This window comes from Chroococcus sp. FPU101 (genome assembly GCF_017312365.1).
Taxonomy (GTDB): Bacteria; Cyanobacteriota; Cyanobacteriia; order Cyanobacteriales; family Microcystaceae; genus Chroococcus.
In genome coordinates this window covers 144,269-165,796 of sequence record NZ_BLJI01000001.1, presented here as the reverse complement: position 1 = coordinate 165,796, position 21,528 = coordinate 144,269, and the positions used below count along the sequence as shown (strand labels likewise).

The window sequence follows — 21,528 nt, the reverse complement described above, 5'->3', positions numbered from 1 at the left end:
TAGAAGCAAACAATTTAGCGAACAAATCACCCAATTTACGCCTAATATCATCTATATTTATGACTTGAACGAAAAACAGACTATTTATTGTAATCGTTTTGTTAGCGATATCTTAGGTTACACTCCAGATGAAATTAAAAGTCCAGATACAAATCCTCTTGATGAATACATACACCCTTCTGATAGAGAAGCAGTACGACAACATCTTGTCCGTTGTTCATCTTTAACACCAGGGAACTATTTAGAAATAGAATATCAAATCAAAGACAGTCGTGGGAATTGGCACTGGTTCAACGCTCGTGATACTTTTTATTGAACAAGGCAGTAATGGCAAACCGAAACAGATTTTAGGTATTGCGTCTAATATTACAGAACGTAAAAAAACTGAACTTGAATTACAAGAAATTAATCATCAATTTTCTGAACGATTAATTGAACTTGAAAAACGAACCCAAAAAATGATTCGTTTAGGAGAAATGACCGATTTTCTACAAGCTTGCTTAACGGTTGCCGAAGCGGAAACAGCAATTTTTTACAAGAAAATGTACGTCAATCTGATATTCCCTGTCGCTACGGTGGGGAAGAATTAGTGGACATTATGCCTAATACTTCTATTGAACATACTAAAATGCAGGCTGAAGAAATTCGACAAGGCATTAAACAACTAAAAGTGTATACAGAAGGCAAAGAATTAGCATTAATTAGTGTCTCGATTGGTATTTCTAGTTTTCCCCTATCATCGTACGACTTATGATCAACTGTTTCGGGTGGCTGATGAAGCTTTGTATCGTGTTAAACAAAATGGACGCAATTGTGTTTTTTATATTACATAAATTTTAAAACTTACAAGATTAAACTTTTTAAATTAAGCTTAAACTAACTTTTTTCGATATTGCTACTATACTAAAGAAAGTTGTTTTTTATCGGTTTAAACGCTTTACTTAAGTTCTTGTCATATCTTTTAGATAGCAAAGGAGTAAAAAAATGACTTTTCTAGAACAACAAGAATTATCGAAAAAGGATTTGTATAAATTTCTGAAAAAGAGCATCAAAAAGATTATTTTAGAAAATGGCATTGATCCCAATACCAAAAAAGGCAATCAAGAATTAGATGTCCTAATTAAAAAAAATGCAAAATTACCTTTTAATAGTACAGCACAAGTTCAAAGTCTAGGCGAAAAAATAGGTCATCTAATTGTCAAGCTTTCGACTGAACGTGGTAAACTCTCTCTGGATCAAGGTATTATTCGTCATATTCTCTTAAAAGAAGACTTGATGATCGCTACTGAAGATCCAACCTTCACATCATCTAAAGTAGAATCATCTACATCAATTACTGAAATGGTACAAGATAAACGTAAACCTACTGTTGAACCTTCTAAAATTTTAGATGAGGATGAAGAACAAATTATCCTAAATCAATCCTCAGAAGTTGAAGAAGAAACAGATGGACTAGATGAAGAATTAGGCGATGCTGAATTAGACGATGATGATGAAGAAACAGATGGACTAGATGAAGAATTAGGCGACGCTGAATTAGACGATGATGATGAAGAAATCTCATCCACTTCTTCTGCTGTTGTTAAAGATGATGACGCATTAGACGCTGATAAGCTTAATGAAGAACCTGTGAAAGCTGTAGAGACACCAACTAATAAAGATATCAGTTCTACAAGTCTAAAAGAGCGAATTGGAGAAGATATCAAAAATGCCATGAAAGCTCAAGATAAGATACGCTTAGAGACAGTTAGAGGGATCAAAAAAGTTCTTATAGAAAAAGAAGTTGCTTTACGTCCCAGTGGACAAGATAGCTTAACACCCGAACAAGAAATAGAGGTTTTAACTCAACAAGCAAAACAACGAAGAGATTCTATTGAACAGTATACCAAAGCAGGTCGCGAGGATCTGGCTAATAAAGAAGCCCAAGAACTTGCTATCATTGAAACCTATTTACCCAAACAATTAACAGATGACGAATTAACAGATATTATCGATGAAATTATTACATCAGTTGGGGCAACTTCAGCCAAAGATTTAGGTAAAGTAATGGGTGTAGCGATCAAACAATTAAAAGGTAAAGCAGACGGTAAAAAAATTCAAGACTGGTCAAAAGTCAGTTAAGTTAACTTTAATCTAAACTGTAGGGGTTTGATATTTTTTCCTTATATTTTTGAGAAATATCATTAGACTGTAGGGGTTTGGATACCAAACCCTTAATCAATGAATTTTTTAATAGTCTTATAAAAGATCACAAATTAATAATATACGTTGATTGGGTTTGGGAATCAATCCCTTACAAATAATTAATCCAACGTACCTAGATGATGGGAAAATGGTTAATAAATTATTAATTATAAGAACAAAAAAGTGTCTATATCGGAAAAAACGATCAATGTTAACTCTTTAAAATGGTTTTATCGAGAAGTAACACCCCAACAAGCAAGTGATGTATCCCCAGTCTTACTTTTACACGGTTTGCCATCTCATAGTTATACTTGGCGACAATTATTACCCATTTTAGATGATTATAATTTAAAAGCGATCGCTCCTGATTGGCTCGGTTCGGGTTCATCCGACAAACCTAGTCAACGTGAATTTGCTTATACTCCAGAAGCTTATCTTAAAGCGTTCTCTAACTTACTTCAAACCCTAGAATTAGAAAAAATTTCTTTAGTAGTACAAGGATATTTAGGTTCAGTCGGTTTACAATATGCGTTACGTTTTCCTAATACAATTGATCGCCTAGTCATTTTAAATACACCCCTTTCCACTACAGTAAAACTACCTTGGGTGATGCAACAATGGGGAATTCCTTTAGCGGGGGAAATGCTGACACAAGATCCCATATTAGTCGATCGTACCTTAGAAAAGGGAAGCGGTTTTGTTATTTCTGATCATGATTTAGCGATGTATCGTCAACCCTATCTCAAAAGTTCTTCAGTTGGACGAGCATTAGTCTCTACCATCCGTAATTTAAAATTAGCAGAATCTATGAGCGAAATCGAAAAAGGTTTAGCTACATGGGAAAAACCCACTCTCGTTATTTGGGGAATGGCTGACTCTTGGTTAAATTTCACCGATGTTAATAAACTTAAAGAAAACAAAAATATTGAGTTAGTCACCCTAGAAGAAGCGAAACACTATCCCCAAGAACACTGGAATAAAGAAATTAGTCCTTTAATCGTCAATTTTTTAGGTCGTAGATGATTCTAAAACAGTTCTTGCAATTGAAGTAGGGTTTAGTAAAAATGAACTAGCTTGTTTAGCTATTTCCTCTCTTAACTGAATTTGTTTGAGAGTAACTAACCCATCTGCAACAAAAGCATCTCTGACTAACTGTTTATTCCCACTATTAAAAACCGTTTCGTAATAAACTTCTTTAATTCCCGCAGAAATAATCAGTTTTAGACAAGATAAACACGGTTCTAGGGTAACGTAAATACACGCCCCCTGTGTAGATATACCATGTTTAGCCGCTTGTGCGATCGCATTTGCTTCGGCATGAATCGCACGTGATGGTAAACTACTAGATTCATCACAACTCGTCAAACCAGGATAACAGAAACCCTGTGTTGTACAATGAATTGATCCTGATGGTGTCCCATTATAACCCGTCGCTAACACTTGTTTATCCTTAACAATTACTGCACCCACTGGAAACGCTAAACAAGTCGAGCGTGTAGCGGCTAACTTGGCTATCATTAAAAAATACTCATCCCAAGAGGGTCGTTGTTTTTCTAAATTCATAATTTAGCCAAAATATTACTTATTCAAAAAATTAAGCGGCTGGAATTTCAACATATTCTATAGTAGAAGAAGGTTGAGGAACTGCTATTCCTATTTCTAATAATCCTTCTATGTGAAACTCTACTGCTTCTTGGATTAAATTTAATACTTCTTCTCTAGTTTCACCAACTGCAATACAACCTGGTAAGTCTGGAACATACGCCCCATAACTTGTGTTACCTTTTTCAACTACTACTGCATAACGCATCTTATCACTTTAATCCTGCTTGCTTAAAAATACTATTTAATGTTCCAACTGGAATCTCTACACTTAATTTTCCAGATACGGTAACTGTTCCTAATTTGCTGGAATGTCTAAACTGACGATGGCTACCTTTTGTTCGTACTAAATACCAACCGTCGTCCTCAAGTATTTTGATTACCTCCTTAACTTTCATCCTATTAGCAAGTCATTAAAATTTATTGAGTCTGTAAGATAGTATAGTTAACTTTGGACAATTTTCAATCATCAAGCCAATCTACATGACTTTGAATAGCCAAGTCGTAGTCAAAATCAAGCGACTCAACAATAACGCAAAATTACCGCGATACGAACATCCTGGCGATTCTGGGGCGGATTTAGTGTCAATTATTGACTATACCTTACAACCTTTGTCACGTTTTGCGATCGCTACTGGTTTATCAGCAGAAATACCCATCGGATACGAATTACAGGTACGTCCCAGAAGTGGGTTAGCTCTCAAGCATGGTATCACTGTTTTAAATACGCCTGGAACCATCGACGCGGGCTATAGAGGCGAGATCAAGGTTATTTTGATTAATTTGGGGTCTGATCCCTTCCACATCACCCAAGGCCAAAAAATAGCTCAATTAGTCATTGCACCTGTGATTTTAGGTCAATTTCAGGAAGTCGATGAACTTTCGTCATCGGTTCGGGGTAGCGGGGGTTTTGGTTCAACTGGGGTTAGTTATGTTGAGGATAAAGGTGATGATTAATTTTTTGGAAGAAGATTTTACTAAACCTGAAGGCACATTATTACTGCCTTTTGTGACAAACTTAGATCAATCGGTTTTTGGTTTGCGGAATTTACCAGAAGTTGTCAAAGGGGCTTTATTTTCCCGTTATAGTCGCAGTGATAAAAGTTTACGCCGTATTCTTTTAGATGAATTTATTAAAGCACCTGAAGCCAATTTTAACGATCTTGTCGGAAGTCAAGATAATGCTAATCAAATTGTAGCGATTCAAAGTGCAGAAGCATTTTATGATCGCGTTTTAATTGGTTATGGTGATGACTCGGTTGCCGAACTTGGAGGCGCACATTTAGCCTGTGAGGGTATTAGTAATATCGCAGCAAAAGCCTTAGAAGATAGCCGTTTGGGTATTTCCCCTCTTGAAAAATCAACGCGCTACGTTCCATTTAATCGCAAAATTAACGGATATTATCGCTACTACCGAGAACCGTCTATCCTATCTTCTCAATATGCGGACAATTATGAAAAAACACTCGATCATTTATTTGATACTTATAGCACTTTAATCGAACCGCTTATAACTTGGCTCAAATCTTGTACACCGAAGGATGCAGATACCACAGAACGAGCGTATAATAATGCGACAAGAGCCAAAGCTTTAGATTTATTACGAGGGTTGCTACCGATGGCGACTCTAACTAATGTTGGTTTATTCGGCAATGGTAGAGCATTTGAGTATTTATTGGTTAAACTTGCTGCATCACCCCATTCTGAAGTTAGAGCATTAGGCTCATCGATGCAACAAGAACTCGATCAAATTATTCCTTCTTTCGTCAAACGCGCAAAAAGCGACAGAGGGGCGCAGTATAGTCATTACATATCAAATAATTTAGCACAAACTCAACAACTCACACAAAAGCATTTTAAAGATTATGAACTTGAATCATCTTCTAATGTACAGTTAGTAGAATCTGATTCAGACGCAGAAATTAAAGTCATTGCAGCTATTTTATACCCACATACAGACTTAACCTTTGAACAAGTTTTAGAGTACACCACCAATTTAACAACCTCGGAACGAATTGAAATTATTAATACTTATGTAGGAGAAAGAGAAACAAGATTTCATCGACCTGGGCGAGCTTTTGAAGAAACCTATTATACTTTTGATATATTAGCTGATTTAGGGGCATATCGTGACTTACATCGCCATCGAGTGATGACACAAGAACGTCAACGCTATACCGTTATTCATGGTTATGGTGTTCCCATAGAATTAGAAGAAGCAAAATTAGCTCAAAAGTATTGTGATGCCTTAGATTATGCCGCCGAAACTACTCAATTAATTAGTAAAGATTTCTTTGACGCTGCACAGTATCTTGTTCCATTTGCATATAAAATTCGTTGGCGTATTAAACTAAACTTAAGGGAAGTCTATCATCTTGCAGAGTTAAGAAGTTCAAGACAAGGACATCCATCTTATCGGATAATTGCTCAAGAAATGTATCGACAAATTAAAGCCATTCATCCCACATTAACCGCTAAAATGAGTTTTGTAGACATGAATGATTATGCCTTAGAACGATTAGCTGCCGAACAACGCATCGATGATAAATTACAAGCAATTCAGGAGAAATTATGATTGCTCAACCTCTTTATCTTACTCCTAATGAATATCTTAAACTAGAAGAACAAAGTGACATCAAACATGAGTATATTAATGGCGAAACTTATGCAATGGCAGGTGCAAACGATGCTCATGTAACAATTGCTGGTAATCTTTTTGCACTACTTTTAAGTCATTTACGAGGTTCAGGATGTCGAGTATATATCTCAGATATGAAAGCTAGAATAGAAACCATTAATCGTTTTTATTACCCTGATATTATGGTTACTTGTGATCCAAAAGATCAAGAAACTTCTACTTATAAACGTTTTCCTTGTCTTATTGTTGAAGTTCTTTCTAACTCTACAGAAGCTTTTGACAGGGGAGATAAATTTAATGATTATCAAACTTTGGACACTTTACAAGAATATGTTTTAATCAATACCAAACAGCAGCGTATTGACTGTTTTCGTCGTACTAATGAAAATCTCTGGCTATATCAATCTTATTCTACTACTCAGGAAAACTTTGAACTAAAAAGTGTTAATTTTAAAGGTACACTAGAATCTTTATATGAAAATGTTATTTTAGAACAGAAATAACCTAATTAATCCTAGTCACAATTGAGCGTTATTTTAGCAAATATAATAAGACTTTTATACTAAGAATTAGATAACATAATCTTTTATATTTCCTCAATTAGTAATGGAAGACTTGTTAGCACCGTATCCCAAACAATATCTAAATCAAGATCATCATATTCATGAATTAAGCGATTTCGCATTCCATTAATATTACTCCAGGGAATTTTAGGATAAGTTTGACGGGTTATTTCTGAAATGCGACGTGCAGCTTCACCAATAATAGCAAGTCGTCTAATTACAGCATCTTGCAGTTGAATGTCTGAAAGAAAATCAGTTTTAGATTTTTGAGAAACATAGCGAATTGCTAATTTTGCTGATTCCAACATATCTAATAATAACTGTACATCACGCTGCATAAATCACCTGAGCCGAGGAAAGAATTTCATGACGACGTAGATAATTTAAGCTTCTTTCTATTCCCCGACGGCTAATTAAATCTACATCTCGTTTAAAGATATTTTTTAGCTCATTTTCCATCTGTACCAAATCAAACAAAGTATGATGAGATTCTGGGGTAAATGTCACTAATACATCAATGTCACTATCAGAACGAAAGTCATCACGTAACACGGAACCAAACAGCGCAAATTCTGTAATGTTCCAGCGATCGCAAAAATTTTTAATTTGTTCTATCGGCAGTTTAATATTGTTTACATTTATTGCATTCATATGTTTTAGTAACTTTAAAAGTTTGTGTAAAATTTTTAATTACTCTTTAATACTGATTTTCCTCTCATTTTCTCCTTAAAATATTTTATAATTGTATCTTACTCAATTGGAAAACTGGGAATGAATTGCTCAATTTCTCTCATCAGTTGCATCGTTTCTTTGAGTGCAACAACAATTTTTTGATAGTGCAGCACATCATCAAATGATAAGGTTCTTTTGGCTTTTTTGCGGTCTTTCAGCCATTTATCTAAAACTTGGTAACCCCCGATTTTAAATTCCCAGACTTGAGGTTCAATTCCTTCAAAATAGCAATTTTTGTTAATATAAACGCACTGTGTATCAGATTTATAGGTAACTTCAGTAACAGTATTATCACCATTACTTACAACTTTCGTAATTAGTTTATTAAGCTTTTTTGATTTCATGAGATGTAATTGTACTAATTCTTGACCTTTTTCACTTAAATTTTTAAATAGTTGGTTATTGCTGGTGAGAGGAACACGAGGAAAATCGATTTTAAGAAATTCGGCGTAGCGTTGGCGATAAGTCGGACTATGGAAAATAGCGTAGATGTAGTAAAATATTGCTTCAGGTGTAGGAATATAGCCTAGTTTTTCTTTAATTGTACTTAAAAAATCTGATGAAATATTAGAAGTTTTTTCAACAAATAAATTACCTTGTTGGTTTGTGGTATCAGGATAAAGATAGAGAGGAAAAGCATTACTACCATCTTTTAATTCAACATACAACGCAGGAGTCGGAGTATTGGCTACAAGTGCATGACCCCAATGATCAGCTTTAGTTTGTCTGCAAATATTAATAAAAATGTTTTCTTGAATTCCATGTTGTTGGAAAATCGTTCTAGGATAATCCATCGCAACTGTACTAAATTAGAAAATGATTCTAAATAGCGTTGTAACTGTTCTGTTTTTTCAGTCTGATCTAAATCTATCCCAATATCTTTGGCTTCTACATAACCTACTAATAATTCCCGCCGCTTTACGGTAAAATCTGGAATACCTGCTTTATTGCCCTTTTCTTCAATAACAGCATCAATTCCTTTTTCTGGATCGTCTAGTAAATCTTTCAATGCTGGATAATGACTTCTTTCACTACCTTTTGGTAGATTTTTTTGCAGCAATTTAAGATAAGTATCAAAAGATGTGAACGGCATTAAATGACTTTCCTTGTCTCAAACAACTTTTAATTCTTAGTATTCCCATTTATAGTCTTTAAAATTGCGCTTCTAAATACTGAATAATTTGTTGATGGATATTTTCGATAGTATTCTGTCCATCGATGATTAATTGATTTCCCTCATACTCAGAGAAAATCTTAATAAAGTTCTCTCTAACATGATTTAACTTTTCTTCATTCTCATAGACTTCTTTTAGCTGTCTTTCGGCTATTCTTTTAAGCGAAATTTGAACGGGTATATCGAGATAAATTATTACATCAGGTTGAGGAAATTTTGCATTAAGTTGACTAACAAACTGAAATTCTTCGGGAGTATTACAGTTATACGCAAGGGATGAAAAATAATATCGTGTGGTAATCACATGACAGTGATCTTGTTGCGTTAATTTTAAGACACCATCCACATCATTATAAATATGATAGTGTCGATCGGCTGCAAAAAGATACGCCATCTGTTCATCAAACTTTTTTTTGTCTTGAATGGGAATAATTGAGGTTTGCATCGCTTCTCTAATTAGTTTCCCAATGACTCCACTTGTCGGTTCTGGACTTAAAATGGCTGCTTGATTTTGTGTAATAAAATATTCTTTTAATAAATTCGCTTGAGTTGATGTTCCTGAACCATCAATCCCTTCAAAAACGATAAATAATGATTTCATTTGCTATTCGGGAAAATAATCTGAGTTTAAAACATCTTCTACCGTAAAAGGTGGTTTTAAGGGAAATAGAGTAGAAGAAAGTTTGTATTTTTTTAGAATAACTTTTCGAGCTTTTTGATAACAATCTAAAAAAACTTCCTCTAATATAGGTTTTAGACTAGGGCTATCTTCTAAGGTTAATTCTAGTTGGATTCTTTGTTCGACTACCGTTCCTCTCCAGCCTCTCTCATTATAGGCTTTTTCTGCTTCCCAATATTGAAGTTTAAGTAAATGTTCAATTATAGTAATCAAACGACTTTGAACTTCTTTCTTTTCACTTTTTCCCATACTTTCTAGTTCTTCGATAACATTTTCCCAGTCTACTTGATCAAACTGTTTTTCTTTCAATAAAGTAGCTGTATTTTGTATCCATTGATAAAAATCTTGTTCGTATAAAGTTTTGTTGGGACTAGACGTAATAGGATTCTGCATTTTTTTCTCTCACTCTACAATCATTATAATTGCTCTCATCTATTTCTTAACTAATTTTCTGCGCCAAATTAATAAAGTTTCATACCAGTTCAATAATTTTTTCTTCTTTTGTAAAGATTGATTTTGATATTCTAAGGCTACTTGATGAATAATTTCTGAAATCGTTAAAGACGGAAAAGGCAATTTTGCTAAGGATTGTATTTTTATTTTATGTTGAATTGCTATGGCGATCGGACTAATAATTTCTTCTGCTTGTACTCCAATAATATGTCCACCTAAAAGATCCCCTTGTTCATTGATAATCAATTTTATAAAACCTGTCGTTCCTAAGATCTGTGCTTGAGCATTCATTTTATAGGGTATTTGGATGACACTTATCTCTTTTTTAGCTAGTTGCCTAGCTTGTCTTTCAGTTAGTCCAACTCTAGCAATAGTAGGATGAGTAAATATACAATAAGGTAAAGCAGTATAGTTAATTTTAAACAAAGGATAGAATAAAATATTTTTTAATATAATATCCACTTCAGCTTGAGCGATATTAAACGGAGAAAAACCCGCTACTACACCACCACAAGCATAAATTCTAGAATGAGTGGTTTGTAATTTTTCATTAACCAACACTCTATTTAGATTAACTTTTACTCCAACTCCTTCTAAGTTTAAACCTTCTGTATTAGGTAGAGGCTGACAATCTATAATAATTTCATCGGTTTCTATCGCTTGATTTCCAAATTGTAGCCATTTTTGACCATCAATGAATTTAACATGAGTCACCAAGGTATTTGTAAAAAGTTGAATTCCTTCGGCTTCCAGTTGTGCTTGTAATAACCAAGAAATCTCAAAATCTTCTTGAGGCAAGAGTCTTTCACTTTTTACTAAAAGCGTTACTTGTTTACCAAACCGAATCAAATTTTGGGCGAGTTGAATAGCAGATACAGACTCTCCAATAATGGTTAAAATTTCAGGTAAATTATCGAGTGTATCTTTTTGCCAAACGTCGGAAACAGTTAAATAATTAATCTCATCTAAACCAATAATTTTAGGTGGCACAAAAACCGAACCAGTCGCCAGTAAATAAATCCGCGATCGCAATCGTCTTTGATTTACAATAAAAGCTAGATGGGGAAGCCGACAAAACTCTCCTGAACCTGAAATAATATCGACTCCCTTCGCTGCTAAAAGCGGTAACGTATTATATTCAGATAAAATTGCCTCTGCTTCTTTCGTCCAAGCTTGTAATAATTGCCAATTTGGTTTATCTAAATTGGGTACAACCTGATTCACTTGAGCAAACAGATTTGTAAAATAGGTGCAGCTACGTCCTAAAATTGCTTCAGATCTATTTAAATTCTTCTTAGACGAATGTTCGACTAAAGCAACCCGCATTTTGAGGTTAGAAGCTTGAGCCGCCGCATAAATCGCCTCAGACGTGTTCCCGATGACAATTAAGTCATAATCAACAGACATAAGTAGTAATTAATCATTTTAGGCTAAAGTGACGGAAGCCAATCATCGTCTAAAACTTCGTCTAGAGTTGCAATGGGAGACACTGGGAAAATTTCCGAGTTTAAACCTGTTTTTTTTATAGTAATTTTTCGGGCATCTAGGTAGCATTCATCGAAAATTACAAATAAATAAGACTTTAAACTGGGGCTTTTTTTGAGAAGTCTTCTAATTTGAATCCGAAAATTTTGAACTTCACCCAGCCAACCCCGTAAGTTATAGTCTCGTTAAGATTCCCAATAGGCTATTTTGAGTAGATGTTCAAACAATACGGTCAATAGACTTTCTAGTTTATCGCGTTCTCGTCCACTCAAATCAGCAACCTCTTCGATTAAATTCTCCCAGTCTACTGCTGCATAATTTTTGTTTTGGAGTTGCTTAACAGTCTCTTCTACCCATTGGTTATAGTCAGCTTCATACAATATCGCCATTTTCTATAGACTCCCAAAGCATCTACTGATTAACATCGAGAATACGAGAAGTAGTAAAACGATTCATCCATTTCTCTAAATAGGCGCGATTGGCTTTTTGTTGTATCAAATCTGTGGTATCCATAGGATAAGGTGCTAAACCTTTAATGGCTGCTGTTGTGACACAAAACATTGATTTTTGGAAAGATACGCAAATTTGTACCAGTAAATCTTCCTCAGCACGAAAACTCTGACGATACAATTGATGTAAGTATTCGGGTAAAAAGTGGCGCATATCGTGCATCAATAAAGTGGGGGGAATTCCTGCACCACCAACAGGCAACGGGTCAGCGTATAATGCACCATAGGTAAACATTCCCTGATCGTAGGGAATTTGGTAAGCTTGAGCATTATAAGAAATTGTGCCAGGGAAAGGCGTTCCCCTAAAAAATACTGCTTCGACATAAGGTACCGCAGTATCCATTAAAAAGGTTAAATTAGCTTCTTTGGGAATAACATCATAAGTTTGTTCATTCACTTTGACTTGATAGGTGATGGGTGTATTTGCGCCTGCAACTAAACCATCTAGAACGTGTTGTACAACATCAGGGATTTTTTTAATTTCTCCTTGATCATAAAGATCGGATAAACTTAAAAACATATCCGCCATGATGCGCCAAAACTGCCCTAAACCACTGTAATAAGCCATCATCCGCATCTGTTCTGGCAAAAAATCAGGGAATGCTTTATGCAGCGACATCATGAATAAATTCCCTTTAAACTTAGCCTGAACGACTTGTTCTACGACTTCCAAAAACTCTGGACTATCGACATAAGTATCTAATTCACCTCCACCATGCCAAAACATGGCTTTCATACAGTATTCAGCATATTCAAAATTAATGCGATCGTGCCACCAATGTTTCAGCAAGCGAGAAAAGGTCACATCGCCATTAAAATATTTAAAAAAGGGAAACAAAACTAAAAACTGATTTTCTGCAATATAGATTAAGTTTTTGGAATAGGCATCTAAAACCACGCCATAACTTTTCAAAATTCCTACAACCTCTAAGACATTCTCTGGAGAATCTTTTAGTAATGCTTCTCCTGTTTCGATGCGATGAATGGCTTCTGCTAGTGGATGATTAGAGGGTTTAAGTTGTGTTGTTACCATGTTTATCTTAATTGATTACTGATTACTGTTCACTGATAAAGCTACATCCGAAGTACCCGTTAGTAAAACCGAAACTTGGGGTTCACTCCAACGCACCATCCAACTCGGTTGTATTCCTAACACAATAATTAATATAGCTAAAACAAAGGCGGGGGCGCGTTCTGACCATAAAACCTTTGGTAGTCGAGAAAGTTCATTCGTCAGACGACCAAAAAAGACACGGTTAATCATTAAAAGAAAGTAAACTGCCGTTAAACCACTACTGATTAAGCAAAGTAGAGTTTGAATGGGAAAAATCGGAAAGCTGCCCCTAAAAACGAGAAATTCTGCGATAAAACCGACCAGCCCTGGAATACCAGCACTTGCCATTACTGCTAAAATCATGAGACTTCCCACAAGGGGTAAACCTCTTTGGGGGTTGAGTAAACCTTGAAGATAATACACATCGCGGCTACCTGTTTTCTTATAGACAATACCCACCAACAAGAATAACAAAGCAGAAATTAAGCCATGACTCACCATTTGAAAAATAGACGCGGTGATACTTAGACGAGTCGCAGCAGCAACGGCGAGTAAAATATAACCCATGTGGGCAATAGAAGAATAAGCCACAACTTTTTTCATATCCCGTTGAGCGATCGCACAACTCGCCCCGTATAATGCACTAATAGCCGCTAGTGTCGCCATACTCGGCGCGAGATATTCCCAAGCATCTAAAAATAACCCTACGCCAAAGCGTAACAGTCCATAGGTTCCCAATTTCAGTAAAACACCCGCTAATAACACCGAAACGGGGGTAGATGCTTCCACGTGGGCATCGGGTAACCAAGTATGAAAGGGAAAAATCGGAATTTTAATCCCTAAACCGACGAGTAACGGCGCGAGTAATAACAGTTGCGTTCCCAAGGGTAAAGCGTCTGCCCCTAGACTCATTTCTCGCAAAAAGGCATAATCAAAACTCGTTGCTCCACTTAACCAAACTAAACCTAAAAAGGAAATCAAGACTAAAAAGCCCGATACTGAAGTGTATAGGAGAAATTTCATCGCAGCATAACCGCGTCTTTCTCCTCCCCAAATAGCAATAAGAAAGTATAGGGGAACAATTTCTAATTCATAGAATAAGAAAAATAAAAGTAAGTCTTGGGCTAAAAATGCGCCAGCTACTCCTGTACTGAGCAAAAATAGAAGCGCGTAATAAAAACGAGGTCGATGTATGGTTCTACTGGTACTCCCTATCGCTATAAGAGTCAGTAAACTATTGAGAAAAAGCATCGGAAAGGATAAACCATCTACTCCAAGATGGTAATTTAAACCTAATCCTTTAATCCAGGGTAAGTACTCTGTGAACTGAATTTCAGGATTATTTGCTTCAAATCGAAACGCCAAAATAATATTTAAAATTAATACTATTAAAGCGATTCCTGTCGCTATTTTTTTAATTTTATTTTCGTCTAACTGAGCAGGTAAAAAAGTAATTAAAATTGCGCCTAAAATCGGTATGACTATAAAAGCATTTAACATATTTGCCGTTTTCCCTTGTTTTTTAATCATTGGGTGAGTCTAGCCCACCCATTTTCATTAATTAATTAAAGATGACCAATAATTTGTCATCGTTGACCATTGACCATTAACCAGTGACCATAGTAATAAACTAACGCCGATCATAATCGTGAGGATATAAAACTGCGATTGTCCAGTAGCATTGTATTTCAGCGTATTCCCACTCAAAATAGCCGCTAGACTTACCAAGTTTACTAACCCATCAATCACATAACGATCAAGCCAAGACGTAATTTTAGATAGTGTAGCAACAACCCAAACCACCGTCACTTGATAAATTCGATCTAAATAAAAATCGTAGGCGAATAAATCTTGTAAAAATCTTAGAGATAATTGGGTTGATCTAGCCCAAGCACGTCGTAGTTCCATTTTTGAACCAATGATACAGCCCAAAAATCCAGAAAAAACCAGTAAAGGTATTCCCCATCGTACAAACTCTAAATCATGTTCCATCAAAGGGGGAACATTCGACAGCCACAAATTCCAACGAATGGGTATTACTGGAACGATTAAATTAATTAAAGTCAAAGTCACCATCGGAAACGCCATCGGCCAAGCGACTTCGGGAGTGCGGCGAGTTTTGCTCTGAGGGGTTCCCAAAAAGACCAAACGAAAGACTCTGGTCAGGTTTAGAGCATTAAAAAAGTTCACAAACATCAAAACCGCCAATAACCAGCTAGGCACCGCCCAAGAGCCATTAAACCAGCGTTGTAGCGTCCAAAATAATCCCATTGGTATTAGAGTAATGAGACCAGCCGAGCCAACAACAAAAGCGGTCGTGGTAGCGGGCATTTTTGACCATAACCCCCCCATTTCCGTAATATTTTGGTTGCTAGTCGATGTAATAATTGCACCAATACTCATAAAGAGTAAAGCTTTAGCAGTGGCATGAGAGAACAATAATAAAATGGCAATATCCACATGACCCAAACCCACAGCAATAAAGACTAAGCCTAAGAATACACTGGTGGAATGAGATAAGGCGCGTTTAATATCAATTTGAGCTAAAGCCATTAATGAGGCCCCTAACGCTGTGACCGTTCCTAGAACAATTAAGGTACTCGAAGCGATGGGAGATAAACTAAAAACGGGCTGTAGTTTAATCAAAACATAAGCACCCGCCGAAACAACGATCGAGTTTCGCATAATTCCCGCTGGGTTCGGCCCTTCCATCGCTTCATCTAGCCACAGGTTGAGAGGAAATTGAGCGCATTTACCCGTCGGGCCTGCAATTAACGATAAACCGATTAAAGTAATGGTTAAAGGTGGTAAAGTCGATGTCTCTGTCCAAGTTTCTAGTTGAGAAAAAGTCAAACCCGCCCCATAACTCGATAGGGCAACCAAACCCATTAATAATAGGATATCGCCGACTCGTTTGGTTAAAAAGGCATCACGGGCAGCCGTTACGACTAACGGTTGAGCATACCAAAAACCCACCAGAAGATAAGTTGAAAAGGTAAGCATTTCCAGTAAGCCGTAACTCAACAATAACGAGTCACTCAAGGCAATTCCGCTTAATGCTGCCTCAAAAAAGCCAATTAAGCCAAAAAAACGAGCTAATGACCAATCTTTTTCCATATAGCCAAGGGCGTAGAATTGAGCGAGTAAACTAATACCCGTAATGACTTCTAATGCGCCGAGACTAACAGGAGATAACTCTATCGTTAAAGTGAGATCTAAATCGGCTACGGTGAGCCAGTGATAGACTAATTGCTGAGTTTGCACTTGCCAAATGTGACTAAATGCGATCGCACCATGAATTAAAGCCAGCACTGTCATTAATAAGTTTAAATAGGCGGCTGGACGTGGGCCAGTTCGTCGCACAATACCTAATGACCAAGGTAGAGTCAAGATTGACCCAATTAGACCATAAAAGGGAATAAACCAACTGTTAAAGAGAAAAAAATTACTCATTTATTAAAAAATAGTCTTGAACGGGAGGTCAGAACGCGGGATTTATTTTTTGTAACTAATTTCCTTTCCTTAGCATAACCAAGTCTGGGACACTGAACTATCGCTCTGCGGTAAATTTTGTTTTATATTATTTACCGTTTTCACTCTTATTTGTACAACTTTTTTCAATCGATTTTAAATCCTTTGTTTTAGTGCTTGACAAAAATACACTCATCAGCATTATCTAGGACAAGCTGACTCTTGTCTCTTTTAAACTTAGATAAGTCTTTTTACCTAAGCTAATTCCTTATGCTGCCGTGATCCCATTAAATTAGCTTAATGACTTCTGTCAACTATGTTTGAGTTTTGAGGGATTAGTATAAAAAAATTATAAAACAGTTTGAAGCGACGCTTTCAAAGCCTAGCCTTGTCTTTAGTGTTAAGCTAGAATATCATGACTGATTAATTTTCATTAACTATAGAATTAGAAATCATCATCATGAATTATATTGTCAAAGAGGTCAAGGTTCTCTATTCTTATTTTTAGGTGAATTAAATTAGCCACACCCGTAAGATTTTACTACCTTGCTTAAATCGCAAAAAAAGAAATTAAAGCGATCCCAATCACGGTAAAATTCGGGATGGTCTAGTCAATCCATTTTCCCTTGTCAAGCAATCTTAAATTGAAAGCGAGTAATCAATTAGGGAAAAAATTTGACGCAATAGCAAAAGATCAAATGACGCCCTCAATTTTTTAGTTTGGCTTGATATAGAGAGGACAAAGCAAAGATGTCAATTGCAGTAGGAATGAACGAAACTTTAGGGTTTCCCGCCGTCGTCGAAGCGGAGTTGCGCGATGGTGAAAGCCGCCCGCGTCACTTTAGTCGGATACGAAAAAATCAGAAGCGGTCGCATTACCGTTATGGTTCGTGGAGACGTAAAGGAAGTGCAGCCCTCCGTCTCGGCTGGAACTGAAGCGGTTAACCGAGTTAACGGTGGTCAAGTTCTTTCAACTCACATCAAAAGCTCGTCCTCACGACAACTTAGAATACGTGCTACCCATTCGCTACACCGAAGAAGTAGAACAATTCCGTAGTTACTAACAAAAGTTTGAAAATTTACTCAACCGAGGATAGGAGTCCTTATTTATTATGTCAATTGCAGTAGGAATGGTAGAAACACTAGGGTTTCCCGCCGTCGTCGAAGCGGCTGACGCAATGGTGAAAGCCGCCCGCGTCACTTTAGTTGGATACGAAAAAATCGGCAGTGGTCGTGTTACCGTCATCGTGCGGGGTGATGTTTCAGAAGTACAAGCCTCTGTATCAGCAGGAATTGAAGCAGCCAACCGAGTTAACGGCGGTCAAGTTCTTTCAACCCACATCATCGCTCGTCCCCACGAAAACTTAGAATATGTGCTACCCATTCGTTATACCGAAGAAGTAGAACAGTTCCGCGCTTACTAAGTACGATCGTTTCCTCTTGTTCATAGTCTATAAACAATAGTTTATCACTTTTTTATAGAAAATCAACTATGAACCCGCAATTTAGATGACTTGTTTGGTCAATCAGCAATACATCCCCCAGGAGTTAAATTATGTCAATTGCAGTAGGAATGGTAGAAACACTAGGGTTTCCCGCCGTCGTCGAAGCGGCTGACGCAATGGTGAAAGCCGCCCGCGTCACTTTAGTTGGATACGAAAAAATCGGCAGTGGTCGTGTTACCGTCATCGTGCGGGGTGATGTTTCAGAAGTACAAGCCTCTGTATCAGCAGGAACCCAAAACGTTAAACGAGTCAACGGAGGCGAAGTTCTTTCAACCCACATCATCGCCCGCCCCCACGAAAACCTAGAATACGTGCTACCCATTCGCTATACCGAAGCCGTAGAACAGTTTCGTGAAAGTGTTAACCCTCCGCCCCTAAGAAGAATGTAATCGGTGTAGGCATTGTTCATGCAAATTGCCAAAGTTCGCGGCACAGTAGTCAGTACCCATAAAACTCGTAGTCTAACAGGCGTGAAACTCCTTTTATTACAGTTTGTTGATGCCGATGGCCAACTCCTCCCGAAATACGAAGTCGCAGGAGATACAGTTGGTGCAGGTATTGATGAGTGGGTGTTAGTGTCTAGAGGCGGTGCAGCCCGCATTGATGACGGGTATCATCACCGTCCCTTAGATGCGATGGTCGTCGGCATTATCGATACAGTTTCAGTCGATAACCGTCAGCTATACAGCAAAAAAGGCGAAAATCGTGTCTAAAGAGGAGTCAGTCAAACGTTAGGAGGATCAAATATGGCAGCCCGCACTGTCTTTTCCCAAACAACGGCGGCCCCCCCGACTCCGTGGTCAAAAAACTTAGAAGAACCTCAAATTGATGCAAGTGCTTTTGTTCACTCCTTCTCTAACCTTATTGGTAATGTTACAGTTGGGCCGAATGTTTTAATCGCCCCTGGTACATCGATTCGAGCCGATGAAGGGGCTCCGTTTTACATCGGGGAAAGCACCAATATTCAAGATGGCGTGTTGATTCACGGACTATCTAAAGGGCGAGTCGTCGGAGATGACGGAAAAGAATATTCTGTCTGGATCGGGAGCAAAGTCTGTATCACCCATATGGCACTGATTCACGGCCCCGCCTATGTGGGGAATAATTCTTTTATCGGCTTTCGTTCGACGATCTTTAATGCCCGTGTCGGTGAGGGCTGTATTGTGATGATGCACGCTCTAATTCAAGATGTCGAAATCCCAAGCGGTAAATTTGTCCCGTCTGGCTCAATTATAACCACTCAGCAACAGGCTGATCGCTTACCCGATATTCAAAAAAGCGATCGTCTTTTTGCTAATCATGTTGTAGAAATAAAAGAAGCATTACGGGCAGGCTATCAAAGTTCTGAAAACACGGCTAGTCAAAAAAGCGTGAGAGAACAGCCAGCCCCTATAAAAGAATCTACTGAGGAACTCTATAAAAATACAGAAACACCTATGAGTACTACAACCATATCCCTTCGTGATCAAGTGCGCTCTCTCCTCTCTCAAGGCTATAAAGTAGGAGCAGAACACGCAGATCAGCGTCGTTTTAAAACCAGTTCTTGGTTAAGCTGTGGCTCAATCACAGGACAACGTGAAGACCAAATTCTCCATGAAATTGAAGCATTTCTTCAAGATAATCAAGGAGAATATGTTCGTTTAATCGGCATCGATCCACAAGCAAAACGCCGCGTTCTTGAAACGATTATTCAACGCCCTGGTGATAACCCAACTCAGATCACTTCTTCAGGTAACAACGGTCATTATAAAAGTTCGCCCGCCCATCACGGCAATAGCAACAACGGACAAGTCAACTCAAATGTTCGCTCTCATCTGCGATCGCTAATGAATCAAGGTTATAAAATCGGCACAGAGTTTGCCAACCAACGCCGTTTTAAAACCAGTTCTTGGCAAACCGGTCCCACCCTCGAGGGACAAAACGAAAACGCTGTCATTCGTTCCTTAGAAACTTTACTTGCCGAGCATTCAGACGAATACGTTCGTGTCGTTGGCATCGATCCACAAGTAAAACGCCGCGTTTTAGAACTAATCGTACAAAGACCAGGCGAAAAAGTCAGCCTAGATTCTAACGGTACTTCTCATGCTCAATCTTCCTACGGTAGCAGTCGTGGCGGTTCTGCGGTTAAAGCAAATATCGCTTCAGACATGATTAGTCAAGTTCGCGCTCTGTTGGCTCAAGGCTATAAAATTGGCACCGAACACGCCGACAAACGTCGTTTCCGTACCAGTTCATGGCAAAGTTGTACACCCATCGAAAGTAACCGCGAATCTGACGTTATTTCGGCTTTAGAAGCTTGTATTGCTGAACATCAAGGCGAATATGTCCGCTTGTTAGGTATTGATCCTAAAGCTAAACGCCGTGTCCTAGAAGCGATTATTCATCGTCCTGATGAGAAAGCGCAAACCATGTCACGCTCTGCCATTGAAACAACCTCTAGCTACAGCAGTCCTGCTAAAACAACGACTAAAACTTATGCGGGTCATAACCGCCTCAGTCCAGAAGTTGTCGCTCAAGTTCGCGCTTTACTGGCTCAAGGTCATAAAATTGGTATGGAACACGCTGATAAACGACGTTTTCGGACGGGTTCATGGCAAAGTTGTACTCCGGTTGAAAGCAACAGAGAGTCGGATGTGTTTGCCGCACTCGAAAGCTGTGTCGCTGAACATCAAGGCGAATATGTCCGCTTGTTAGGCATTGATTCTAAAGCGAAACGCCGCGTCTTAGAAACCATTATCCAACGCCCCTAACAGTTATCAGTCATCAGTGATTTACTACTGAAGACTTACTGTTTACTGTTTACTGTTTACTGAAGATGCACTTACCGCCGATTCATACTATTAGTACCTTAGATTTTTTCGTGAGTGGTGATGTCACCATTCATGAAAGCGCGGTAGTAGCCCCTGGTGCTATTCTGCAAGCAGGCCCCCAAAGTCGTATTATTGTCGAAGAAGGTGCCTGTATCGGTATGGGTGTGATTCTAAATGCCTATCAAGGTGATCTCGAAATCAAATCAGGGGCTATTTTAGGGGCGGGAGTGCTAATCATTGGACACGGTGAAATCGGACAGAATGCTTGTATCGGTTCGACAACAACGATTCTAAATACTTCTGTTGAGCCAATGACGGTGATTCCCGCAGGATCTTTAATTGGCGATCGCACTCGTCAGACTATTCTAACGGCGGAACTCATTGAAGAAAAGGATCAACTTTCAAAAGAAATGCTGAATGGCTCAGAACCGCCAGTAACAGATGAATTTCCTGATCCATTTTTAGAAGAAGCCGAAGTGTGTGTCGAAAATCAGCCGTCAACAGCCAAAACCGAAACAACTTTAGTAACAGAAGGGCCTGTCGTTGGACAAGTTTATATTAATCAACTCTTGTTTACTCTTTTTCCAGAAAGACGAAATCAAAACAATTCTAAACAGAATCAATCGCCAAAAAAGAAGGAATAAGTCATTATACTTAGTTCATTTTTGA

At 37.8% G+C, this 21,528-nt stretch carries 26 protein-coding genes and 2 pseudogenes; 14 read left to right on the top strand and 14 right to left on the bottom strand.

The annotated features are described in order from the left end of the window. Nucleotides 1-64 precede the first annotated feature (64 nt). The 5 genes from CFPU101_RS25300 to CFPU101_RS00515 all read left to right on the top strand — a co-directional run bounded on the left by CFPU101_RS25300 (nucleotide 65) and on the right by CFPU101_RS00515 (nucleotide 3,207). Nucleotides 65-316: a PAS domain-containing protein gene (locus CFPU101_RS25300; protein WP_242577702.1), complete on the top strand. Its 252-nt coding sequence runs from the start codon at nucleotides 65-67 to the stop codon at nucleotides 314-316. Next, nucleotides 300-590 carry a hypothetical protein gene (locus CFPU101_RS25295; protein WP_242577736.1) on the top strand — a complete coding sequence of 97 codons (291 nt, stop codon included), beginning with the start codon at nucleotides 300-302 and terminating at the stop codon, nucleotides 588-590. Before CFPU101_RS25300 ends, CFPU101_RS25295 begins: the two co-directional genes overlap by 17 nt. Continuing rightward, nucleotides 497-754, top strand: a complete 258-nt coding sequence (locus tag CFPU101_RS25290) for a diguanylate cyclase (RefSeq protein WP_242577701.1) — start codon at nucleotides 497-499, stop codon at nucleotides 752-754. The genes CFPU101_RS25295 and CFPU101_RS25290 overlap by 94 nt, the downstream gene beginning before the upstream one ends. A 230-nt stretch (nucleotides 755-984) precedes the next feature. Continuing rightward, nucleotides 985-2,121: a GatB/YqeY domain-containing protein gene (locus CFPU101_RS00520; protein WP_242577700.1), complete on the top strand. Its 1,137-nt coding sequence runs from the start codon at nucleotides 985-987 to the stop codon at nucleotides 2,119-2,121. Between the two features lie 246 nt (nucleotides 2,122-2,367). After that, nucleotides 2,368-3,207: an alpha/beta fold hydrolase gene (locus CFPU101_RS00515; RefSeq protein ID WP_206813390.1), complete on the top strand. Its 840-nt coding sequence runs from the start codon at nucleotides 2,368-2,370 to the stop codon at nucleotides 3,205-3,207. On the opposite strand, the gene CFPU101_RS00510 is transcribed toward CFPU101_RS00515, so the two are convergent. The 3 genes from CFPU101_RS00510 to CFPU101_RS00500 are packed head-to-tail and all read right to left on the bottom strand — an operon-like array spanning nucleotide 3,193 to nucleotide 4,184. After that, nucleotides 3,193-3,747, bottom strand: a complete 555-nt coding sequence (locus CFPU101_RS00510; protein ID WP_374191916.1) for a cytidine/deoxycytidylate deaminase family protein — start codon at nucleotides 3,745-3,747, stop codon at nucleotides 3,193-3,195. The two genes, CFPU101_RS00515 and CFPU101_RS00510, sit on opposite strands and share 15 nt — an antisense overlap. Nucleotides 3,748-3,778: 31 nt before the next feature. Further along, nucleotides 3,779-3,994, bottom strand: coding sequence for a type II toxin-antitoxin system HicB family antitoxin (locus CFPU101_RS00505; protein WP_206813389.1), 216 nt, complete (start codon nucleotides 3,992-3,994; stop codon nucleotides 3,779-3,781). Nucleotides 3,995-3,998: 4 nt separating this feature from the next. Then, nucleotides 3,999-4,184: a type II toxin-antitoxin system HicA family toxin gene (locus CFPU101_RS00500; RefSeq protein WP_206813388.1), complete on the bottom strand. Its 186-nt coding sequence runs from the start codon at nucleotides 4,182-4,184 to the stop codon at nucleotides 3,999-4,001. Between the two features lie 85 nt (nucleotides 4,185-4,269). Between CFPU101_RS00500 and dut the strand changes: the two genes are divergently transcribed. The 3 genes from dut to CFPU101_RS00485 are packed head-to-tail and all read left to right on the top strand — an operon-like array spanning nucleotide 4,270 to nucleotide 6,927. Next, on the top strand, nucleotides 4,270-4,743 hold the full coding sequence (gene dut, locus CFPU101_RS00495) for a dUTP diphosphatase (RefSeq protein ID WP_206813387.1): 474 nt from the start codon (nucleotides 4,270-4,272) through the stop codon (nucleotides 4,741-4,743). Next, nucleotides 4,736-6,361, top strand: a complete 1,626-nt coding sequence (locus CFPU101_RS00490) for an FAD-dependent thymidylate synthase (protein WP_206813386.1) — start codon at nucleotides 4,736-4,738, stop codon at nucleotides 6,359-6,361. Before dut ends, CFPU101_RS00490 begins: the two co-directional genes overlap by 8 nt. Further along, complete coding sequence (locus tag CFPU101_RS00485; protein ID WP_206813385.1) at nucleotides 6,358-6,927, top strand: Uma2 family endonuclease; 570 nt, start codon at nucleotides 6,358-6,360, stop codon at nucleotides 6,925-6,927. Before CFPU101_RS00490 ends, CFPU101_RS00485 begins: the two co-directional genes overlap by 4 nt. Nucleotides 6,928-7,010: 83 nt before the next feature. On the opposite strand, the gene CFPU101_RS00480 is transcribed toward CFPU101_RS00485, so the two are convergent. From CFPU101_RS00480 to CFPU101_RS00430, 11 genes and pseudogenes are all read right to left on the bottom strand, one after another. Beyond that, nucleotides 7,011-7,325, bottom strand: coding sequence for a DUF86 domain-containing protein (locus tag CFPU101_RS00480; protein ID WP_206813384.1), 315 nt, complete (start codon nucleotides 7,323-7,325; stop codon nucleotides 7,011-7,013). Beyond that, nucleotides 7,315-7,638, bottom strand: a complete 324-nt coding sequence (locus CFPU101_RS00475) for a nucleotidyltransferase family protein (RefSeq protein WP_206813383.1) — start codon at nucleotides 7,636-7,638, stop codon at nucleotides 7,315-7,317. The genes CFPU101_RS00480 and CFPU101_RS00475 overlap by 11 nt, the downstream gene beginning before the upstream one ends. A 98-nt stretch (nucleotides 7,639-7,736) precedes the next feature. Continuing rightward, the gene (locus CFPU101_RS00470; RefSeq protein WP_206813382.1) at nucleotides 7,737-8,513 is read right to left on the bottom strand and encodes a type ISP restriction/modification enzyme; all 777 of its coding nucleotides are present in this window, start codon (nucleotides 8,511-8,513) and stop codon (nucleotides 7,737-7,739) included. After that, nucleotides 8,408-8,812: a hypothetical protein gene (locus CFPU101_RS00465; RefSeq protein WP_206813381.1), complete on the bottom strand. Its 405-nt coding sequence runs from the start codon at nucleotides 8,810-8,812 to the stop codon at nucleotides 8,408-8,410. The genes CFPU101_RS00470 and CFPU101_RS00465 overlap by 106 nt, the downstream gene beginning before the upstream one ends. 58 nt (nucleotides 8,813-8,870) lie before the next feature. Then, on the bottom strand, nucleotides 8,871-9,494 hold the full coding sequence (gene tmk / locus CFPU101_RS00460) for a dTMP kinase (protein ID WP_206813380.1): 624 nt from the start codon (nucleotides 9,492-9,494) through the stop codon (nucleotides 8,871-8,873). 3 nt (nucleotides 9,495-9,497) lie between these two features. Continuing rightward, the gene (locus CFPU101_RS00455; RefSeq protein WP_206813379.1) at nucleotides 9,498-9,965 is read right to left on the bottom strand and encodes a DUF29 domain-containing protein; all 468 of its coding nucleotides are present in this window, start codon (nucleotides 9,963-9,965) and stop codon (nucleotides 9,498-9,500) included. 39 nt (nucleotides 9,966-10,004) lie between these two features. Beyond that, nucleotides 10,005-11,432, bottom strand: a complete 1,428-nt coding sequence (locus CFPU101_RS00450; RefSeq protein ID WP_206813378.1) for an NAD(P)/FAD-dependent oxidoreductase — start codon at nucleotides 11,430-11,432, stop codon at nucleotides 10,005-10,007. A 23-nt stretch (nucleotides 11,433-11,455) separates the two neighbouring features. Next, nucleotides 11,456-11,899, bottom strand: a pseudogene (locus CFPU101_RS00445) (DUF29 domain-containing protein). Nucleotides 11,900-11,921: 22 nt separating this feature from the next. After that, nucleotides 11,922-13,052 carry a CO2 hydration protein gene (locus CFPU101_RS00440; protein WP_206813377.1) on the bottom strand — a complete coding sequence of 377 codons (1,131 nt, stop codon included), beginning with the start codon at nucleotides 13,050-13,052 and terminating at the stop codon, nucleotides 11,922-11,924. A 15-nt stretch (nucleotides 13,053-13,067) separates the two neighbouring features. Further along, a complete protein-coding gene (locus CFPU101_RS00435) occupies nucleotides 13,068-14,573 on the bottom strand; it encodes an NADH-quinone oxidoreductase subunit M (RefSeq protein ID WP_206813734.1) in 1,506 nt (501 codons plus the stop codon). 57 nt (nucleotides 14,574-14,630) lie between these two features. Then, nucleotides 14,631-16,526, bottom strand: a complete 1,896-nt coding sequence (locus CFPU101_RS00430) for an NAD(P)H-quinone oxidoreductase subunit F (RefSeq protein ID WP_206813376.1) — start codon at nucleotides 16,524-16,526, stop codon at nucleotides 14,631-14,633. Between the two features lie 768 nt (nucleotides 16,527-17,294). On the opposite strand from CFPU101_RS00430, the pseudogene CFPU101_RS00425 reads away from it, so the two are divergent. The 6 genes and pseudogenes from CFPU101_RS00425 (at nucleotide 17,295) to CFPU101_RS00400 (ending at nucleotide 21,503) form a co-directional block, all read left to right on the top strand. Then, nucleotides 17,295-17,608, top strand: a pseudogene (locus CFPU101_RS00425) (carbon dioxide-concentrating mechanism protein CcmK). Between the two features lie 48 nt (nucleotides 17,609-17,656). Next, nucleotides 17,657-17,968 carry a carbon dioxide-concentrating mechanism protein CcmK gene (locus CFPU101_RS00420; protein WP_106455993.1) on the top strand — a complete coding sequence of 104 codons (312 nt, stop codon included), beginning with the start codon at nucleotides 17,657-17,659 and terminating at the stop codon, nucleotides 17,966-17,968. 131 nt (nucleotides 17,969-18,099) lie between these two features. Next, nucleotides 18,100-18,438 (top strand): carbon dioxide-concentrating mechanism protein CcmK, encoded by a 339-nt coding sequence (locus CFPU101_RS00415; RefSeq protein ID WP_206813375.1) that lies wholly within the window; start codon nucleotides 18,100-18,102, stop codon nucleotides 18,436-18,438. Between the two features lie 18 nt (nucleotides 18,439-18,456). After that, nucleotides 18,457-18,762, top strand: a complete 306-nt coding sequence (locus tag CFPU101_RS00410) for a EutN/CcmL family microcompartment protein (RefSeq protein ID WP_206813374.1) — start codon at nucleotides 18,457-18,459, stop codon at nucleotides 18,760-18,762. 33 nt (nucleotides 18,763-18,795) lie between these two features. After that, complete coding sequence (locus CFPU101_RS00405) at nucleotides 18,796-20,799, top strand: ribulose bisphosphate carboxylase small subunit (RefSeq protein ID WP_206813373.1); 2,004 nt, start codon at nucleotides 18,796-18,798, stop codon at nucleotides 20,797-20,799. A gap of 65 nt (nucleotides 20,800-20,864) precedes the next feature. Next, on the top strand, nucleotides 20,865-21,503 hold the full coding sequence (locus tag CFPU101_RS00400) for a carbon dioxide concentrating mechanism protein (protein ID WP_206813372.1): 639 nt from the start codon (nucleotides 20,865-20,867) through the stop codon (nucleotides 21,501-21,503). Nucleotides 21,504-21,528: the final 25 nt, after the last annotated feature.

Excerpts from the sequence above, each read along its gene's own strand:
- CFPU101_RS00520 (WP_242577700.1), top strand. The coding sequence starts at position 985 with ATGACTTTTCTAGAACAACAAGAATTATCGAAAAAGGATTTGTATAAA.
- CFPU101_RS00510 (WP_374191916.1), bottom strand. The coding sequence starts at position 3,747 with ATGAATTTAGAAAAACAACGACCCTCTTGGGATGAGTATTTTTTAATG.
- CFPU101_RS00505 (WP_206813389.1), bottom strand. The coding sequence starts at position 3,994 with ATGCGTTATGCAGTAGTAGTTGAAAAAGGTAACACAAGTTATGGGGCG.
- CFPU101_RS00500 (WP_206813388.1), bottom strand. The coding sequence starts at position 4,184 with ATGAAAGTTAAGGAGGTAATCAAAATACTTGAGGACGACGGTTGGTAT.
- dut (WP_206813387.1), top strand. The coding sequence starts at position 4,270 with ATGACTTTGAATAGCCAAGTCGTAGTCAAAATCAAGCGACTCAACAAT.
- CFPU101_RS00490 (WP_206813386.1), top strand. The coding sequence starts at position 4,736 with ATGATTAATTTTTTGGAAGAAGATTTTACTAAACCTGAAGGCACATTA.
- CFPU101_RS00485 (WP_206813385.1), top strand. The coding sequence starts at position 6,358 with ATGATTGCTCAACCTCTTTATCTTACTCCTAATGAATATCTTAAACTA.
- CFPU101_RS00480 (WP_206813384.1), bottom strand. The coding sequence starts at position 7,325 with ATGCAGCGTGATGTACAGTTATTATTAGATATGTTGGAATCAGCAAAA.
- CFPU101_RS00475 (WP_206813383.1), bottom strand. The coding sequence starts at position 7,638 with ATGAATGCAATAAATGTAAACAATATTAAACTGCCGATAGAACAAATT.
- CFPU101_RS00470 (WP_206813382.1), bottom strand. The coding sequence starts at position 8,513 with ATGGATTATCCTAGAACGATTTTCCAACAACATGGAATTCAAGAAAAC.
- CFPU101_RS00465 (WP_206813381.1), bottom strand. The coding sequence starts at position 8,812 with ATGCCGTTCACATCTTTTGATACTTATCTTAAATTGCTGCAAAAAAAT.
- tmk (WP_206813380.1), bottom strand. The coding sequence starts at position 9,494 with ATGAAATCATTATTTATCGTTTTTGAAGGGATTGATGGTTCAGGAACA.
- CFPU101_RS00455 (WP_206813379.1), bottom strand. The coding sequence starts at position 9,965 with ATGCAGAATCCTATTACGTCTAGTCCCAACAAAACTTTATACGAACAA.
- CFPU101_RS00450 (WP_206813378.1), bottom strand. The coding sequence starts at position 11,432 with ATGTCTGTTGATTATGACTTAATTGTCATCGGGAACACGTCTGAGGCG.
- CFPU101_RS00440 (WP_206813377.1), bottom strand. The coding sequence starts at position 13,052 with ATGGTAACAACACAACTTAAACCCTCTAATCATCCACTAGCAGAAGCC.
- CFPU101_RS00435 (WP_206813734.1), bottom strand. The coding sequence starts at position 14,573 with ATGTTAAATGCTTTTATAGTCATACCGATTTTAGGCGCAATTTTAATT.
- CFPU101_RS00430 (WP_206813376.1), bottom strand. The coding sequence starts at position 16,526 with ATGAGTAATTTTTTTCTCTTTAACAGTTGGTTTATTCCCTTTTATGGT.
- CFPU101_RS00420 (WP_106455993.1), top strand. The coding sequence starts at position 17,657 with ATGTCAATTGCAGTAGGAATGGTAGAAACACTAGGGTTTCCCGCCGTC.
- CFPU101_RS00415 (WP_206813375.1), top strand. The coding sequence starts at position 18,100 with ATGTCAATTGCAGTAGGAATGGTAGAAACACTAGGGTTTCCCGCCGTC.
- CFPU101_RS00410 (WP_206813374.1), top strand. The coding sequence starts at position 18,457 with ATGCAAATTGCCAAAGTTCGCGGCACAGTAGTCAGTACCCATAAAACT.
- CFPU101_RS00405 (WP_206813373.1), top strand. The coding sequence starts at position 18,796 with ATGGCAGCCCGCACTGTCTTTTCCCAAACAACGGCGGCCCCCCCGACT.
- CFPU101_RS00400 (WP_206813372.1), top strand. The coding sequence starts at position 20,865 with ATGCACTTACCGCCGATTCATACTATTAGTACCTTAGATTTTTTCGTG.